Genomic DNA, 14,701 nt, shown 5'->3' on the forward strand with positions numbered 1-14,701 from the left:
TCCGGGATCCAGCGCGAGGACTCGCCGCGAAGCGGCTCCGGTTGCCTCCACCGTGGCCGACAAGCGGTCGCTGCGCGACGTCTCTCGCTGGTTCCCGGATCTCCTTCCACTTCGTTTCAGTCGTCCGGGAAAGGCAGGGGGTGGGCGGTCGGCTCTTGAGCGCCGGCTCTCCGCAGGAGCGGCTTTGCCGTCTCGGACCGGCGCTACCCGCGCTCGGAGAGGCAGCGCCTGTAGAGCGTGCTCCGGCTGATCCCGAGGCGGCGCGCGGCCTCCGAGACATTGCCGCCTGCCGCGTCGAGGGCCGCCCGCATCGCCTCCCGGGCGATGCTGTCGAGACGGTCCCCGGCCGGCGGCACCGTCGCGCGGGACTGCGCAGCCGCCTCGGGCGGCGCGGCCATGATGGGCATCGGCCGCCGGAGGGTCTCCGGCAGGGCGTCTAGCCCCACCACGTCCCCCGGATCCGCCAGGGCGAGGAGCGCGCGCAGCGTGCCGACGAGCTGGCGGAAATTGCCCGGCCATTCGGCCTCCGCCAGGGCCGCCGCGCAGGCGGGCGCGAGCGCGATGCGGTGCAGGCCGCCGCCGAGCCGGTCCCACAGCGTCCGTACGAGAGCGAGGCGGTCGCTGCGCGCGCGCAAGGGGGGCAGTGCCACCCGGTAGGGCGCGATGCGGTAGTAGAGATCGGCCCGGAAGCGCCCCTCCTCCACCAGTTGGCCGAGGTCGCGGTGCGTCGCGCAGATCAGCGTGAAATCGACCGGCACGGGGCGCCCGCCGCCGACCGGCTGCACCTCGCGCTCCTGTAGCACCCGCAGCAGGCGCGATTGCAGGGACAGCGGCATGTCGCCGATCTCGTCGAGGAACAGGAGGCCGCCATCGGCCTGCCGCAGCAGGCCCTTGGCGCCGTGCCTGGCCGCGCCCGTGAAGGCGCCCGGCTCGTAGCCGAACAGCTCGGCCTCGATCAGGCTCTCGGGGAGCGCCGCGCAGTTCACCGCGACGAAGGGGGCCTGCGCCCGGGCCGAACGGGCATGCACTGATCGCGAAAAAACCTCCTTGCCGGTGCCGGTCTCGCCCTCGACGACGATCGGGATGCCCGCATCAAGCAGCCGCACCGCGCGGGCCAGCAGGTGCTCGGTTCCGGGATCGAAGACCGGATGCTCGGCGGAGGCTGCGGGGGCGGCCTTCCGCCGCGGCTGCGGCCGGGCCGGCTCGGCCTGGAAATGGCCGCGCAAGGCGCGGCCGGCCCCGTCGCGCAGGCTTAAGGGGCCCGGCGCCGGAGCGCGCTGGTCGGGAAACAGGGCCTCGAAAACCGTCCGGTCGAGGGCGTCCCAGTCGAGCCCGAGCAGCGCGAGGGCGGCGCGATTGGCGCCGACGAGCCGGTTCTCGGCGAAGACCAGCACGCCCTCGCGCGGCGTGCCGAGCAGCGCCGGATCGTAGTGGAGCCGCAAGGTCGCGCGGTCCGGGGCCGGCGCCTCGAACTGCCGGTGCTCGATCGCGTCGACGGCGAGCCGGATCAGCCCGAGCGCGTGCATGTGGTGCACGGCCGCCGGCCCCGACAGGTCGAGGGCGCCCAGCGTCTCGCCCCGCATGCCGAGGATCGGCATCGCCGCGCAGCTGAGGATGCGGTGCGGCTCGAAATAATGTTCGGGCCCGTGCACCTCGACCGGCCGGCGCTCGATCAGCGCCGTTCCGATGGCGTTCGTGCCGGTGACGGCCTCGCTCCAGGGCACGCCGGGGCGAAGCGCCACCTGGGCAGCACGGCCCGCGAAGGCGGTGCTGCCGATTGTGTCGAGGACGAGCCCGTTCGCATCGGTGAGGATGACGAGGCTGTCGGTCGCCTGCGCGTCGGCATGGAGCGCCTCGATCTCCGGGCGGCAGCGGCGGCGCAGCGCGTCGTTGCGCTCCCAGGCCTCGCGCAATTCGCGCTCGGTCAGCGGCTCGACCCGAGGCCTGGCGCCGAAATCGAGGCCCAGCGCCGCGCAGCGCTGCCAGGAGCGCAGGATCGGGTCCGGCACCCCGTCGACGCCGCCCTGCGCGAACACGCGCTGGCGCGCAGCCAGGAGCGTGCGGGGCGTCGCCACGCGGCTCTCCATGCTCAGCCTCCCGTCTGTCGCATGCTGCGACACCTGTTGCAGGTGTCGCAGGATCAGTCGAGGGAAATCTGGCCCATGAACCGGGAAGCATCGCCGCATGCCACCGCGGTGGCGGCGGAGATGTCGTCGCTCCAAAGCAGCCTCAAAGACTTACCGCAATGCAGCATCGATCCTCGGCGTGGCGGTTCGGCTGCTGGCACGACGGCTGCTCAAGAAGGCACGCGTCGCCACGGACGAGAAAGACGACGGCGACGATTGTGGGAGGGACACGATGAACAAGCCCGAATTCCTGCACGGCACGACGGCCTCGCCGTTCTCCGCGCGCTACGACAACTTCATCGGCGGCCAGTGGGTGGCGCCGGCCGGCGGCCGCTACTTCGAGAACACGTCGCCGCTCACCGGCCGGGTGATCTGCGAGGTGGCCCGCTCCGACGCGCAGGACATCGAGCGGGCGCTCGATGCCGCGCACGCCGCCAAGGAGGCCTGGGGCCACACCGCGCCGGCCGAGCGCGCCCGCATCCTCAACAGGATGGCCGACCGCATGGAGGAGAACCTCGAACTCCTCGCGCTCGCCGAGACCTGGGACAACGGCAAGCCGATCCGCGAGACCACCCACGCCGACATCCCGCTCGCCATCGACCATTTCCGCTACTTCGCGGGCTGCATCCGCGCGCAGGAGGGCTCGCTCTCCGAGATCGACCAGGACACGGTCGCCTACCACTTCCACGAGCCGCTCGGCGTGGTCGGCCAGATCATCCCGTGGAACTTCCCCCTGCTGATGGCGGTGTGGAAGCTCGCCCCCGCGCTGGCGGCCGGCAACTGCGTGGTGCTCAAGCCGGCCGAGCAGACCCCGGCCTCGGTGCTGGTGCTGGCCGAGATCGTCGGCGACCTGCTGCCGGCCGGGGTGCTCAACATCGTCAACGGCTTCGGGCTGGAGGCCGGCAAGCCGCTCGCCTCCTCGCCGCGGATCGCCAAGATCGCCTTCACGGGCGAGACCTCGACCGGCCGGCTGATCATGCAGTATGCCAGCCAGAACCTGATCCCGGTCACGCTGGAGCTGGGCGGCAAGTCGCCGAACATCTTCTTCAAGGACGTGCTGGCCGAGGACGACGCCTTCCTGGACAAGGCGCTGGAGGGCTTCACGATGTTCGCCCTCAACCAGGGCGAGGTCTGCACCTGCCCCAGCCGGGCGCTGGTGCACGAAGCGATCTACGACCGCTTCATCGAGAAGGCGGTCGCCCGCGTGAACGCCATCAAGCAGGGCTCGCCGCTCGATCCCGCCACGATGATCGGCGCCCAGGCCTCGGGCGAGCAGCTCCAGAAGATCCTGTCCTACATCGACATCGGCAAGCAGGAGGGCGCGCAGCTTCTCACCGGCGGCGAGCGCAACCGGCTGGAGGGCGAGTTCGCGCAAGGCTTCTATGTGAAGCCGACGGTGTTCAAGGGCCACAACCGGATGCGGATCTTCCAGGAGGAGATTTTTGGGCCGGTGCTGTCGGTGACGACCTTCAAGGACGACGAGGAGGCGCTGGCGATCGCCAACGACACGCTCTACGGGCTCGGGGCCGGCGTGTGGACCCGCGACATCACCCGGGCCTACCGCTTCGGCCGGGCGATCCAGGCCGGCCGCGTCTGGACGAACTGCTACCACGCCTATCCGGCTCACGCGGCCTTCGGCGGCTACAAGCAGTCCGGCATCGGCCGCGAGACCCACAAGATGATGCTCGACCACTATCAGCAGACCAAGAACATGCTGGTCAGCTACTCGCCCAAGGCGCTCGGGTTCTTCTGAGCATCCCGGTACGGCCCCGCCGGCCAAACGGCCGGCGGGGCGCACCCGCACCGCCCGGCCGCGTGTCGGCTGCGGCGGTGGCATCGTTCCACGCCTGACGAGCCGCCGATGATCGATCGTCCCCCTCGCGTCACCGCGACCGACGCGACGCTTGCCCTGATCGACACCCTGCGCCGGGACTACGGTCCGATCCTGTTCCATCAATCGGGCGGCTGCTGCGACGGCTCCTCGCCGATGTGCTATCCTGTTGGTGATTTCATCATCGGCGACAGCGATGTCCATCTCGGTCAGATCGGCGGCGCGGATTTCTACATCAGCCGCGCGCAGTTCGAGTACTGGAAGCACACGCAGCTCATCATCGACGTGGTGCCGGGCCGCGGCGGCATGTTCTCGCTGGAGAACGGCCGGGATGTGCGCTTCCACGTGCGCTCGCGCCTGTTCACCGACGAGGAGAGCCGGGCGCTGAACGGGTGATGCGAAGTCCGATCGACGGCTTCGCCCTGCGGGTGCCGGCTTCGCTCCGGTAGGCGCGATGATCCGGTCTGCGAACGGATCACAGGATCACAGGGTCTCCGCCCCTTCCCGGATTCTCTGCCCTTTCCCGGGTCGCATTCCGCTGGCGCTGCATGCGCCCGGGAAAGGAGGAGCGGACATCCTCGCGTGGGCTGACGCGGTCTTATCCAAGATCCGCATGGCACGGTCGTCATGCCGAGCGGGTGCCGAACATGCTCCAGCCGCGCGCTGCGCCTATTCCGCCGTCTGCCGTCGCGGCACGAACCCGATCGGCTGGCGCTGCGGGCCCTCCTGCCTGAGCGTGCGCAGCATCGTCTCGTAATCCTGCTCCATCTCGGGCGTCACCGAGGGTCGGGTCTCCTGCAGGGCAGCGTCGAAATGCGCCCGAGTGACCTCGCGCGCGTCGAGATTGGCGCGCAGGGCCATCAGGCCGGCGCGCCGCGTGAGATCCTCCAGATCCGCGCCGGTGAAGCGCACCGTGCGGGCGGCGAGGTCGTCGAGGTCGACGTCGCCCGCGAGCGGCATGCCGCGGGTGTGGATGCCCAGAATGTGGCGGCGCCCGGCCACGTTCGGCACCGGCACGTAGACGAGTTCGTCGAAGCGCCCGGGGCGCAGCAGGGCCGGATCGACGAGGTTCGGTCGGTTCGTCGCGGCGATCACCACCACGCCCTGCAGCTCTTCGAGCCCGTCCATCTCGGCCAGGATCGTGTTGACCACCCGCTCGGTCACGGCGGGCTCGCCGAGCCCGCCGCCCCGCACGGGAGCAAGCGAGTCGATCTCGTCGATGAAGATCACCGTCGGGGCGACCTGGCGGGCGCGGGCGAAGAGGCGCGAGACCTGCTGCTCGGATTCGCCGTACCATTTCGAGAGCAGGTCGGAGGACTTCGTCGCCACGAAATTCGCCGATGCCTCGCGGGCCACAGCCTTGGCGAGCAGCGTCTTGCCGGTACCGGGCGGCCCGAACAGCAGGAAGCCCTTGGCCGGGCGGATGCCGATCCGCCGGAAGGCCTCCGGGTTCTTGAGGGGAAGCTCGACGCCCTCGCGCAGCTTCGTCTGGACGTCGCCGAGGCCGCCGACATCCTCCCAGCCGACATTCGGAACCTGGATCATGATCTCGCGCAGGGCCGAGGGCTGCACGCGCTTGAGCGCGTTGAGAAAATCCTCCCGGCAGACCTGCAGGGTCTCCAGGATCTCCGGCGGGATCCCCTCCTTCAGGTTGATCTGCGGCAGCACGCGGCGCAGCGCGTCCATGGCCGCCTCGCGGGCCAGCGCCGCGAGATCGGCGCCGACGAAGCCGTAGGTGGTGCGGGCGATCTCGTCGAGATCGACATTCTCGCCGAGCGGCATGCCGCGGGTGTGGATGGTCAGCACCTCGCGCCGGCCCGGCTCGTCGGGGACGCCGATGACGATCTCGCGGTCGAAGCGGCCGGGCCGGCGCAGGGCCTCGTCGATGGCGTCGCGCCGGTTGGTGGCGCCGATCACCACGATGTTCTGGCGCGGTTCGAGCCCGTCCATCAGGGTCAGGAGCTGGGCGACGATGCGCCGCTCGACCTCGCCGCGGGCTTCCTCGCGCTTGGGCGCGATTGAGTCGATCTCGTCGATGAAGATGATGGCGGGCGCGTTGCGCTGCGCCTCGGAGAAGATCTGGCGCAGGCGCTGCTCGGATTCGCCGTACTGGCTGCCCATGATCTCGGGACCGGCGATGTGGAAGAACTGCGCCTCGGTCTCGTTCGCGACCGCGCGGGCAAGCAGCGTCTTGCCGGTGCCGGGCGGGCCGTAGAGGAGAACGCCCTTGGGCGGGTCTATGCCGAGGCGCTGGAACAGCTCGGGATGGCGCAGCGGCAGCTCCACCATCTCGCGGACCTGATCGACCGTCGAGCCGAGGCCGCCGATGTCGTCGTAGGTGACGTCGGCGCGGCGCGCCTCCTTGGGCTCCTCGAACATCGGCCGCAGCTCGACCTCGGTCTCGGCCGTGACCTGCACGATGCCGCGCGGCTGGGTCGAGACGACGACGAGGCGGATCTCCTGCAGACCATAGGCCGGCAGGTTGAACATCGAGCGCAGCTCCGGGGGCACGTCGTCGCGGCCCATCCGCGACTGGACCGAGGTGGAGATCACGTCCCCGGCGACGAGGGGCCGGCGGTAGAAGGTGCGGCGCAGGGCCTCGCCCGAGCCCTGCAGGCGCAGGTTCTTCTGGGCGGGCGCCAGGACGATGCGGGTGGCCGGGCGCACCTCGGCGCGCCGGATCTCCACGTGGTCGCCCGAGCCGACGCCCGCATTGACGCGCTGGAGGCCGTCGAGGCGGATGATGCTGAGGCCCTCGTCCTCGGCGCCGAGCGCGATGGCGAGCGCGGTGGTGTGGCGCTTGCCGATGATCTCGATGGCGTCGCCCTCCTGGAGCCGCAGGCTGTGCAGCAACGCCGCGCTCACCCGGGCGACGCCGCGCCCCACATCCTGCGCCCGCGCATTCGCCACCTGCGCCCGAACGACGCCCGTTTCCTCGGCCATGGTGATCCGTCTCCCGCGCCGGCGCCTGGCGACTGGGAACCCGCAGTCGCGGCTCCGTGCCGGGCGCATGGGTTACCCCGCCCGCCCGGAGAACGCCGGCTTTCGGGAAATGTTGCGGGCTTCAGCCGTACAGGGTGAGGGTGCCGAGGTCGCCGATCCGCTCGTCGGGCAGGAGCCCCCGCAGGGTCGCCGTCACGGCGTAGCCGGTCGCGGTGCGCTCGAAGCCGTAGAGGTGGTAGCCGGCGCAATGCGTCAGCGTGCCGCCACGGGCCGAGGCCGACGGGGCGCCGATCACCGGGACGCGCCGGCCGTCCGGCCCGATCAGGAAGGCGACCGACCCGACATGGTTGTGGCCGTGCAGGACGAGATCCGCGCCGACCCGCCGGATCACCGCCTCGAAGGCCGAGGAATCCGTCAGGTTGCGGCCCGGCAGGGCGCCGCCGACATGCGGCGGATGGTGGATCATCACGACCCGGCAGGGTCGCTCGGGCTCACGGGCGAGGCTGCCCAGCAGCGCCTCCGCCGCCGCGAGCTGGCGCGAGCCGAGCCGCCCGCTCGCCACGAAGGGCGCGGTCGGAATCGCCGAGGAGAGCCCGACGAGCGCGAGCGGCCCGCGGCGGCGCAGATACGGGAAGGCCCGCTCGCGGCCCGCATCGTCCCGGGTCCAGGGACCGACCGCGCCGAGCAGGCCTTCGAGGGAGCCCCGCACATAGGCGTCGTGGTTGCCCGGCACGAAGCTCACCGCCTCGGGCCCGCCCAGCGCCTCCAGGAACACCCGCGCGGTTTCCCACTCGCTCGGCAGGCCGATGTTGCAGAGGTCGCCCGTGCAGGCGATGTGATCGGGCGCGGCCGCCAGGAGGTCGGCGATCAGCGCCTCCAGCACCGCCATGTCGTGGGTGCGGTGACGGCCGCGGGTCCAGTTCACCCAGCCGGTGGCGCGCTTGCTGAGGAGCTGGCGCAGGCGCGGCTTCGAGAGCGGGCCGACATGCGGATCTGTCAGGTGGGCGAGGCGGAACATCGGATGGGACAACGCGCGGGCGCCTCCGGTGAGCCGCGGCATGGGGCGCATCGTGGGGCCGGTCGGCTTATGTCCAAGCCGGCCGGCCCCCGCAAGATTCACGCGCTGCCGATAACCACTCCGGCGAGGAGGACCAGCACGCCGCCGAGCACCACCTGGAGCGTCGCGCGCCAGAACGGCGTCTCCATGTAGCGGGTGCGGATGGTCGAGATCGCGAGAAGCTCCACCGCCACCACGATCGCCGCGAGCGTCGTGGCGATCGCGAAGGCGTTGGTCCAGGAATCCGGCACCAGATAGGGCAGCGTGTGGCCGAGGCCGCCGAGAGCCGTCATCAGCCCGCAGACAAGGCCGCGAATCCAGGGCGAGCCGCGCCCCGTGATGCTGCCGTCGTCGGAGAGGGCCTCCGTGAAGCCCATGCTGATCCCTGCGCCGATCGAGGCGGCGAGGCCGACGAGGAAGGTCTGCCCGTTGTTGTGGGTCGCAAAGGCGGCGGCGAAGAGCGGAGCGAGGGTCGAGACCGAGCCGTCGATCAGGCCCGCGAGGCCCGGCTGGACGTAGCGCAGCACGAAGAGCCGGTGCTGCGCGGCGGCCTCGTTCGCCGCCGCGGTCTCGGTGAGATGCTCCGCTTCCAGCGCCTCGGCCCGGCGCTCGTGGCCGTGCTCGACCTCGGAGAGCCGGGTGAACAGCCCGCGCACGTCGAGGTCGCGGGAGAGATCCGCGGCGCGCTCGTAGAAGGCCGCCGCCTGCGCCTCCATGGCCGCCGCCTCCTGGCGCATCCGGGCCGGATCGAGGCCGTCCCACCAGAACGGCCGGCGCTTGGCGAAGCCGCGGACATCCTCGCGCCGCAGCGGCGGCAGATGCTGGCCGAAGCGCTCCCGGTAGGCCGCCGTGAGGGCGTCTCGGTGGCTGCGCTCTTCCCGGGCCATCGCCTCGAACAAGCCGGCCGAGGCAGGGAAGTCCGGACGCAGCTGCTCGGCGAAGCTCTGGTAGATGCGGGAATCCTCTTCCTCGCTGGCGATGGCGAGCGCCAGCACCTCCCGCGGGGTGAGATCGCCGAGCGCCTTCATAGACCCCTCCTTGTTTGGAATAATTCTGAGCTATAACTTCGAATCGTTCCAAACAACCGGCTCGCGCTCCTGTGATCGCCGGGCAGGGCTGCAGCGATTGCAGGGGGCTTTCGCCGCAGGATCCGGCATAGGCCACTGGAGGCAGTTGCGGTTCGGCCGCCAACGACGCTAGAGGCGGCGCAGTCCCGGAGCGGACCCTGACCGGACAGCCGGATCGTGGCATCTCCCGCTCCGCCATCTTCCTTGAGGCCCCGCCTCCTCCGAGGCCCCGGTCGCGTCGCCGCATGAGACCCCGCCCCGTCCCGCCCCTGCTGCGGGCCTACCATTATGGGCTCATCGCCCTCGAGCCGGCCCTCGGCGGCCTGCTCGCGTGGCGCCGCCACAAGGGCAAGGAGGATCCCGAGCGCCTGCCGGAGCGGGTCGGGCGGCCAGGCAAGCCGCGGCCGGCCGGGGCTCTGGTCTGGGCGCACGGCGCGAGCATCGGCGAGGCCCTGTCGCTCCTGCCCCTCGTGGAATGGCTGACCCGGCGCGGCTTCACGGTGCTCGTCACCTCGGGCACCCGGACCTCGGCGGAGCTCATCGCCGCGCGGCTGCCGCGGGGGGCCCTGCACCAGTTCGCCCCCCTCGACGCGCCGCGCTACGTCGCTCGCTTCCTCGATCACTGGCGCCCCGATCTCGCGCTCGTGGCCGAGTCCGAACTCTGGCCCAACACCGTCCTGGCCCTCGATGCGCGGCAGGTGCCGCTGATCCTCGTCAACGGGCGGATGTCGGCGCGCTCGGCCCGCGGCTGGGCGCGCAGCCCGGCCCTCGCGCAGGCGGTGCTCGCGCGCATCGCCGTCTGCCTCGTCCAGACGCCCGAGGAGGCCGAGCGCTTCCGCAGCCTCGGCGCCCCGCGGGTCGCCGTCGCCGGCAATCTCAAGTTCGACGCTCCCGCGCCGCCGGCCGATCCGGCGGCTCTGGCGCAGCTCTCCGGCATGGTGGCGGGACGTCCGGTCTGGCTCGCGGCGAGCACCCATCCGGGCGAGGAGACGGCGGTGATCGCGGCGCACCGGGTCCTCGCCCCGCATCATCCCGGCCTCCTGACCCTGGTGGTGCCGCGCCATCCGCGGCGGGGCGTGGAGATCGCCGCCGAGGCTGCGGCGGCGGGCCTGCGCGTCTCGCGGCGGGAAGCGGGCGGCCTGCCGGACGCCCGCACCGACCTCCATGTGGCCGATACGGTGGGCGAGCTCGGCCTGTTCTACCGCCTCGCGCCCCTCGTCTTCATGGGCGGATCGCTCGCCGAGCACGGCGGCCAGAACCCCATCGAGCCGGCGCGGCTCGACAGCGCCATCCTGCACGGCCCGCATGTCTGGAACTTCGCGCAGCCCTATGCGGTGCTGGACGAGGCGGGTGCGGCCGTGGCCGTGCCGGATGCGGCGGGGCTCGCAGGGGCCGTCTCCCGGCTCCTCGCCGATCCGGCGCGCCGGAGCGTCATGGCGCGGGCGGGCCAGGGGGCGGTGGCGGCCGGCGGTGGCGCCCTGGAGCGGACCATGGCGGCCCTCGAACCCTTCATCTGCCAGATGAAGATCGCCGGCCGGCTCGGCTGAGCATGCGCGCGCCCGGATTCTGGTGGTCCGTCCCAACCGCCCTGCCGGCGCGGCTCCTCGCCCCACTCGGGCGGCTCTATGGCGGGCAGGTGGCGCGCCGGATGGCGCGTCCCGGCGCGAGCGCGCCGCTGCCGGTGATCTGCGTCGGCAACGTCACCCTGGGCGGCGCGGGCAAGACGCCGACGGCGCTGGCCCTCGCCGGGCTGCTGCGTGAGATCGGGCACGAGCCCGCCTTTCTCAGCCGCGGCTATGGCGGGCGCCTGCCGGGCCCGGTGCGTGTCGATCCGGCGCAGCACGGCGCGGCCGAGGTCGGGGACGAGCCGCTGCTCCTCGCCCGTGCGGCGCCGACAATCGTCGCGCGCGACCGCCCCGCGGGAGCGGCCCTCTGCGCCGCGGCGGATGCCACGGCGATCATCATGGATGACGGGCTTCAGAACCCGTCGCTGCGCAAGGACTGGTCGATCGCGGTGTTCGATGCGGGCGTCGGCATCGGCAACGGTCTCGCCTTCCCGGCGGGTCCGCTGCGGGCGCCGCTGGCGGCGCAATGGCCCCATATCGATGCCGTTCTGATCATCGGCGAGGGTCCGGCGGGGGAGCCCGTGGCGGCCGATGCGGTCCGGCGCGGCCTTCCGGTGATCCGGGCGCAGCTGCGGCCCGAGCCGGGTGCCGCCGCCGCGCTGGCAGGGCGGCCCGTGCTCGCCTTCGCGGGAATCGGCCGGCCGGACAAGTTCTTCGAGAGCCTGCGGGCCGCCGGTGCGGAGATCCGCGCGACGCGCGCCTTTCCCGATCACCACGCCTACCGGGCTGCGGATCTCGCGGGGCTCGAACGCCTCGCCCGGCGGGAGGGCCTGACCCTCGTCACGACCGAGAAGGACCGCGTGCGCCTGCCCGCCGCGGCACCCGTGACGGTGCTGCCCGTGAGCCTTCATTTTTCGGAGCCGGACGCGGCGCTCCTGCGCGCGCGCCTCGCCGCCCTCGGCCCGGCGCCGCCGGACCCGCGCACGCGCCCCGACTGAGCGACGGACCCATCCCCGCAATTGAAACTGTGGTGCGTGGAAGCCATTCCGCTCCTCAGCATGAGGAGCGGGGTTGGCCGCCACGGGAGGGAGCGCTCATTCAGCCGCGGTTTCATCCGTCAAGGTCGGCCCGGCCGGTGGCAAACTCACGCGGTCGGATGAGCGCCGTCAGCCCTTGCGCGGCCGCCTGTCCGGCGGCGCATGGCTCACGGACGGCCGGTCTCGCGCAGCCGCTGCATCACGGCGTCCGGGCTGGCATAGGCTTCCTGTCGGGCGACGCTCCAGTAGCGCAGGTCGTCGAGCGGGATCTCCACGCCGGTCACGGCGCAGCGCACGAACCGGCCGGGCCGCACGACCCTGAGATTGCTGTCGCCGTATTCGACGACCGCCTCGCCCGATCCCCCGCGCTCGAACCGACCCAGCATGCCTGCCTCCGTTGCCGATCCGTGCGGTGTAGGCCGGTGCGGCCCGCCTGTCGACGGGCGCGACGGCGCACGCTCCCCGCTCACAGGCGGTAGCGGATCTGGTCGGTCCAGAAGCGCTCCAGGCGCGCCAGGGACTGGTTGAGGCGGGCGAAGTCGTCCTCCGAGATGCCGCCGATCGGCTGGATCGTCTTGGCATGCTTGTCATAGAGCCCGCGGACGATCTCGTGGATCTCGCGGCCCTTGTCGGTGAGGCTGATCCGCACCGAGCGCCGGTCGGTCTTCGAGCGGGCGTGGTGCAGGTAGCCGGACTCCACGAGCTTCTTGACGTTGTAGGAGACGTTCGAGCCCAGATAATAGCCGCGGGTGCGCAGCTCGCTCGCGGTCAGCTCCTTGTCGCCGATGTTGTAGAGCAGCAGCGCCTGGACGCTGTTGACGTCCTCCCGGCCCCGCCGCTCGAACTCGTCCTTGATCACGTCGAGCAGCCGGCGGTGCAGGCGCTCGACGAGATGCAGGGCCTCGAGGTATTGGGTGCGGACCGTCGGCTCGGCTTCGGGAGCCCGGACCTGCTCGGCCACCTTCAACGCCTGGTTCTTCATGGTTGCGCCTCTCTGTACTGCTTGCATCGGCGGTGTTTCCCGCTCCGCTTATGCAGCCAACCTAGGCCGGCCCCGTGAATCTGGGTTTAAGCGACAGGCTAAATTCTCGATTTACCGATCTGGGTAAACTGAAGATGAAGTGCCGGGAATCCGGCACGCGGATGCCCCTCGGGCGCTCTCTAGAGCAAGCTCCGTTCCACCGTGAACAGACCCTGCTCCAGGTTTTTGATTGTGCCGCATTGTCTGCGACGAACCGGGATCCACTTCGTCGGACAATGCCCTAGCCGAAGTGGAGGCCGGCTCGGCGCAAGAGAGCCCGACTCCCGGCTGGACCTGAAGAGCGGCCCGATCCGATCGGATGGCCCGACCGGCGCGGGCACGGCTCCGGTCAGCGCATCTCGCGCGAGGCGAGCCAAGAAACGGTGAAGTAGAGCAGGATGATTGTGCCGTCGAAGGCAAGATTCGGTAAACTCATGGGCAGGAGCTGCGGCGTGAGCAGCGCCAGCACGAAGGCGGAGGTGGCGGCGAGCAGCCAGACCACGCCGCCCCAGGCGGTGGCAAGCCAGAGGCCCACCGCCGCCAGGAGATCGATCACGCCGAAATAGATGATGACGGCCTGCCGCCCCACCGGCGCCCCCTCGAAGGGCGGCGCGCCGGGCCGGGCCCCCAGAATCTCCGCCCAGGCGCTCAGCCCCTTGATCATCCAGATCACCGCGACGATGCGCATCAGCCAGACGAGCACGACGTCCCAGCGCGCGCCCGGCGGCTGCGGGTTGCGCTCGATGCGGTCGCCCCTGTCCTCCGCGAGCGTCGTGCCGCGGGTGGCTGGCGTGCGGACCTTCGTGAGGGGGCGCATGTCAGCCGAACCGCGGCTCGTCGGGCAGCGGCGCGAAATAGGCTTCCACCGCCGCCGGCGCCACCGCGTCGAGGCTGTCGGGCTGCCAGCGCGGCGCGCCATGCTTGTCAATGATCACGGCGCGCACGCCCTCGTAGAAGTCGTGGCCCTGCAGGATGCGGGTGACGATCCGGTACTCGGTGAGCATCGCCTCCGGGAAGCTCATGGAGCCGCCGCGGCGCATCTGCGCGAAGGCGACTGCGAGGCTCGTGGGCGAGCGGGTGCGGATGGTGGCGGCGGTCCTGGCGGCGAAGTCCGACCCCTGCGCCGCTGCGGCATCGAGCCGGGCCAGCACCGCGGCGACGCTCTCGGCCGAGAAGCAGGCGTCGATGAGCGCGCGCGCGGCATGGAGCGGGCCGGGCGGCGGCGCGTCGTGCCCCGGCGCCTGCTCCAGCGCCTCCTCGACCGGGCCGCCCGCCGCGAGGGTTTCGGTGATCGCCTCGAAGGACGCGGCCGGCACCGCGTGGGTGGCGAGCCCGAAGGCGAGGCCATCCCCCGGCCCCACCCGCTCGCCCGTGAGCGCCAGATAGGTGCCGAAGGCCCCCGGCAGCCGCGGCAGCGCGTAAGTCGCGCCGACATCGGGGAAGAAGCCGATGCTGACCTCCGGCATCGCGAAGGCGTAGCGCTCGCCCGCGACGCGGTTCGAGCCGTGCAGCGACAGGCCGACGCCGCCGCCCATCACGATGCCGTCGATGAGCGAGACGATCGGCTTCGGGTAGCGGTGGATCAGCGTGTTGAGGGCATATTCCTCGCGCCAGAACACGTCGACCGCGGCGGGGCCGGCGGCCTTCGCGATGTCGTGGATGCGGCGGAGGTCGCCGCCCGCACAGAAGGCCCGTCCGGTCCCGCGCAGCACGATCCGGGTGACGCCGGGATCCTCGCCCCAGGCATCGAGCGCCGCACGGAGCCGGCGGACCATGCCGAGATCGAGCGCGTTGAGCGCCTTCGGCCGGTTGAGCGTCAGGAGCCCCGCAGCGCCCCGCCGCTCGACCAGCACCTCGTCCGAAGCGTCGCCTGTCATGCCCATCCATCCTGATGCGAGGGCCGTAAACCAGCCGCCGGGCGGTGCGTCAACGCGACCGCCGCGCTGCATCGCTGACAGCTATGCCGCGGGCGCCTTGCCGACCGGGTTCCGGGCTGCGGCAGGACTGTGCTAGGCGTTCTTTAGAACAATGACAGCGACCCGTGCCCGAGCGGG

Annotated in this window: 12 protein-coding genes; 4 read left to right on the top strand and 8 right to left on the bottom strand. The window is 71.6% G+C overall.

The window, feature by feature from the left end; all coding sequences use genetic code 11:
• Positions 1 to 203: 203 nt before the first annotated feature.
• Entirely contained in the window at positions 204 to 2,087 is a 1,884-nt protein-coding gene (locus tag MNOD_RS35760; RefSeq protein WP_015933847.1) for a sigma-54-dependent Fis family transcriptional regulator, read from the bottom strand.
• A gap of 271 nt (positions 2,088 to 2,358) precedes the next feature.
• Here MNOD_RS35760 and adh point away from each other — a divergent pair, with 271 nt between their 5' ends.
• Both adh and MNOD_RS35770 read left to right on the top strand, forming a co-directional pair.
• Positions 2,359 to 3,879, top strand: coding sequence for an aldehyde dehydrogenase (gene adh / locus MNOD_RS35765; protein ID WP_015933849.1), 1,521 nt, complete (start codon positions 2,359 to 2,361; stop codon positions 3,877 to 3,879).
• 108 nt (positions 3,880 to 3,987) lie between these two features.
• Entirely contained in the window at positions 3,988 to 4,353 is a 366-nt protein-coding gene (locus MNOD_RS35770) for a DUF779 domain-containing protein (RefSeq protein WP_015933850.1), read from the top strand.
• Between the two features lie 273 nt (positions 4,354 to 4,626).
• Here the strand turns inward: MNOD_RS35770 and MNOD_RS35775 are convergent, their stop codons facing one another.
• From MNOD_RS35775 to mbfA, 3 genes are all read right to left on the bottom strand, one after another.
• Positions 4,627 to 6,900, bottom strand: coding sequence for a CDC48 family AAA ATPase (locus tag MNOD_RS35775; protein WP_015933851.1), 2,274 nt, complete (start codon positions 6,898 to 6,900; stop codon positions 4,627 to 4,629).
• Between the two features lie 121 nt (positions 6,901 to 7,021).
• The gene (locus MNOD_RS35780) at positions 7,022 to 7,918 is read right to left on the bottom strand and encodes a metallophosphoesterase family protein (protein ID WP_015933852.1); all 897 of its coding nucleotides are present in this window, start codon (positions 7,916 to 7,918) and stop codon (positions 7,022 to 7,024) included.
• Between the two features lie 98 nt (positions 7,919 to 8,016).
• On the bottom strand, positions 8,017 to 8,985 hold the full coding sequence (mbfA, locus tag MNOD_RS35785) for an iron exporter MbfA (protein ID WP_015933853.1): 969 nt from the start codon (positions 8,983 to 8,985) through the stop codon (positions 8,017 to 8,019).
• A gap of 284 nt (positions 8,986 to 9,269) precedes the next feature.
• Between mbfA and MNOD_RS35790 the strand changes: the two genes are divergently transcribed.
• Together MNOD_RS35790 and lpxK are read left to right on the top strand one after the other, a co-directional pair.
• Positions 9,270 to 10,571, top strand: a complete 1,302-nt coding sequence (locus tag MNOD_RS35790; RefSeq protein WP_015933854.1) for a 3-deoxy-D-manno-octulosonic acid transferase — start codon at positions 9,270 to 9,272, stop codon at positions 10,569 to 10,571.
• A 2-nt stretch (positions 10,572 to 10,573) separates the two neighbouring features.
• Positions 10,574 to 11,587 carry a tetraacyldisaccharide 4'-kinase gene (gene lpxK, locus MNOD_RS35795; RefSeq protein WP_015933855.1) on the top strand — a complete coding sequence of 338 codons (1,014 nt, stop codon included), beginning with the start codon at positions 10,574 to 10,576 and terminating at the stop codon, positions 11,585 to 11,587.
• Positions 11,588 to 11,793: 206 nt separating this feature from the next.
• Here the strand turns inward: lpxK and MNOD_RS35800 are convergent, their stop codons facing one another.
• The 4 genes from MNOD_RS35800 to MNOD_RS35815 form a co-directional block, all read right to left on the bottom strand.
• Positions 11,794 to 12,012: a DUF2093 domain-containing protein gene (locus MNOD_RS35800; RefSeq protein ID WP_015933856.1), complete on the bottom strand. Its 219-nt coding sequence runs from the start codon at positions 12,010 to 12,012 to the stop codon at positions 11,794 to 11,796.
• 80 nt (positions 12,013 to 12,092) lie between these two features.
• Entirely contained in the window at positions 12,093 to 12,608 is a 516-nt protein-coding gene (gene ldtR, locus MNOD_RS35805) for a transcriptional regulator LdtR (RefSeq protein WP_015933857.1), read from the bottom strand.
• 388 nt (positions 12,609 to 12,996) lie between these two features.
• Positions 12,997 to 13,464 carry a DUF6163 family protein gene (locus MNOD_RS35810; protein ID WP_015933858.1) on the bottom strand — a complete coding sequence of 156 codons (468 nt, stop codon included), beginning with the start codon at positions 13,462 to 13,464 and terminating at the stop codon, positions 12,997 to 12,999.
• A 1-nt stretch (position 13,465) separates the two neighbouring features.
• Positions 13,466 to 14,524 carry an enoyl-CoA hydratase/isomerase family protein gene (locus tag MNOD_RS35815; RefSeq protein ID WP_015933859.1) on the bottom strand — a complete coding sequence of 353 codons (1,059 nt, stop codon included), beginning with the start codon at positions 14,522 to 14,524 and terminating at the stop codon, positions 13,466 to 13,468.
• Positions 14,525 to 14,701: the final 177 nt, after the last annotated feature.

The organism is Methylobacterium nodulans ORS 2060, from assembly GCF_000022085.1.
Taxonomy (GTDB): Bacteria; Pseudomonadota; Alphaproteobacteria; order Rhizobiales; family Beijerinckiaceae; genus Methylobacterium; species Methylobacterium nodulans.

Coding starts and splice junctions, on each gene's coding strand:
- MNOD_RS35760 (WP_015933847.1), bottom strand. CDS start 2,087: ATGGAGAGCCGCGTGGCGACGCCCCGCACGCTCCTGGCTGCGCGCCAG.
- mbfA (WP_015933853.1), bottom strand. CDS start 8,985: ATGAAGGCGCTCGGCGATCTCACCCCGCGGGAGGTGCTGGCGCTCGCC.
- MNOD_RS35775 (WP_015933851.1), bottom strand. CDS start 6,900: ATGGCCGAGGAAACGGGCGTCGTTCGGGCGCAGGTGGCGAATGCGCGG.
- MNOD_RS35780 (WP_015933852.1), bottom strand. CDS start 7,918: ATGTTCCGCCTCGCCCACCTGACAGATCCGCATGTCGGCCCGCTCTCG.
- MNOD_RS35800 (WP_015933856.1), bottom strand. CDS start 12,012: ATGCTGGGTCGGTTCGAGCGCGGGGGATCGGGCGAGGCGGTCGTCGAA.
- MNOD_RS35815 (WP_015933859.1), bottom strand. CDS start 14,524: ATGACAGGCGACGCTTCGGACGAGGTGCTGGTCGAGCGGCGGGGCGCT.
- MNOD_RS35810 (WP_015933858.1), bottom strand. CDS start 13,464: ATGCGCCCCCTCACGAAGGTCCGCACGCCAGCCACCCGCGGCACGACG.
- ldtR (WP_015933857.1), bottom strand. CDS start 12,608: ATGAAGAACCAGGCGTTGAAGGTGGCCGAGCAGGTCCGGGCTCCCGAA.
- MNOD_RS35790 (WP_015933854.1), top strand. CDS start 9,270: ATGAGACCCCGCCCCGTCCCGCCCCTGCTGCGGGCCTACCATTATGGG.
- lpxK (WP_015933855.1), top strand. CDS start 10,574: ATGCGCGCGCCCGGATTCTGGTGGTCCGTCCCAACCGCCCTGCCGGCG.
- adh (WP_015933849.1), top strand. CDS start 2,359: ATGAACAAGCCCGAATTCCTGCACGGCACGACGGCCTCGCCGTTCTCC.
- MNOD_RS35770 (WP_015933850.1), top strand. CDS start 3,988: ATGATCGATCGTCCCCCTCGCGTCACCGCGACCGACGCGACGCTTGCC.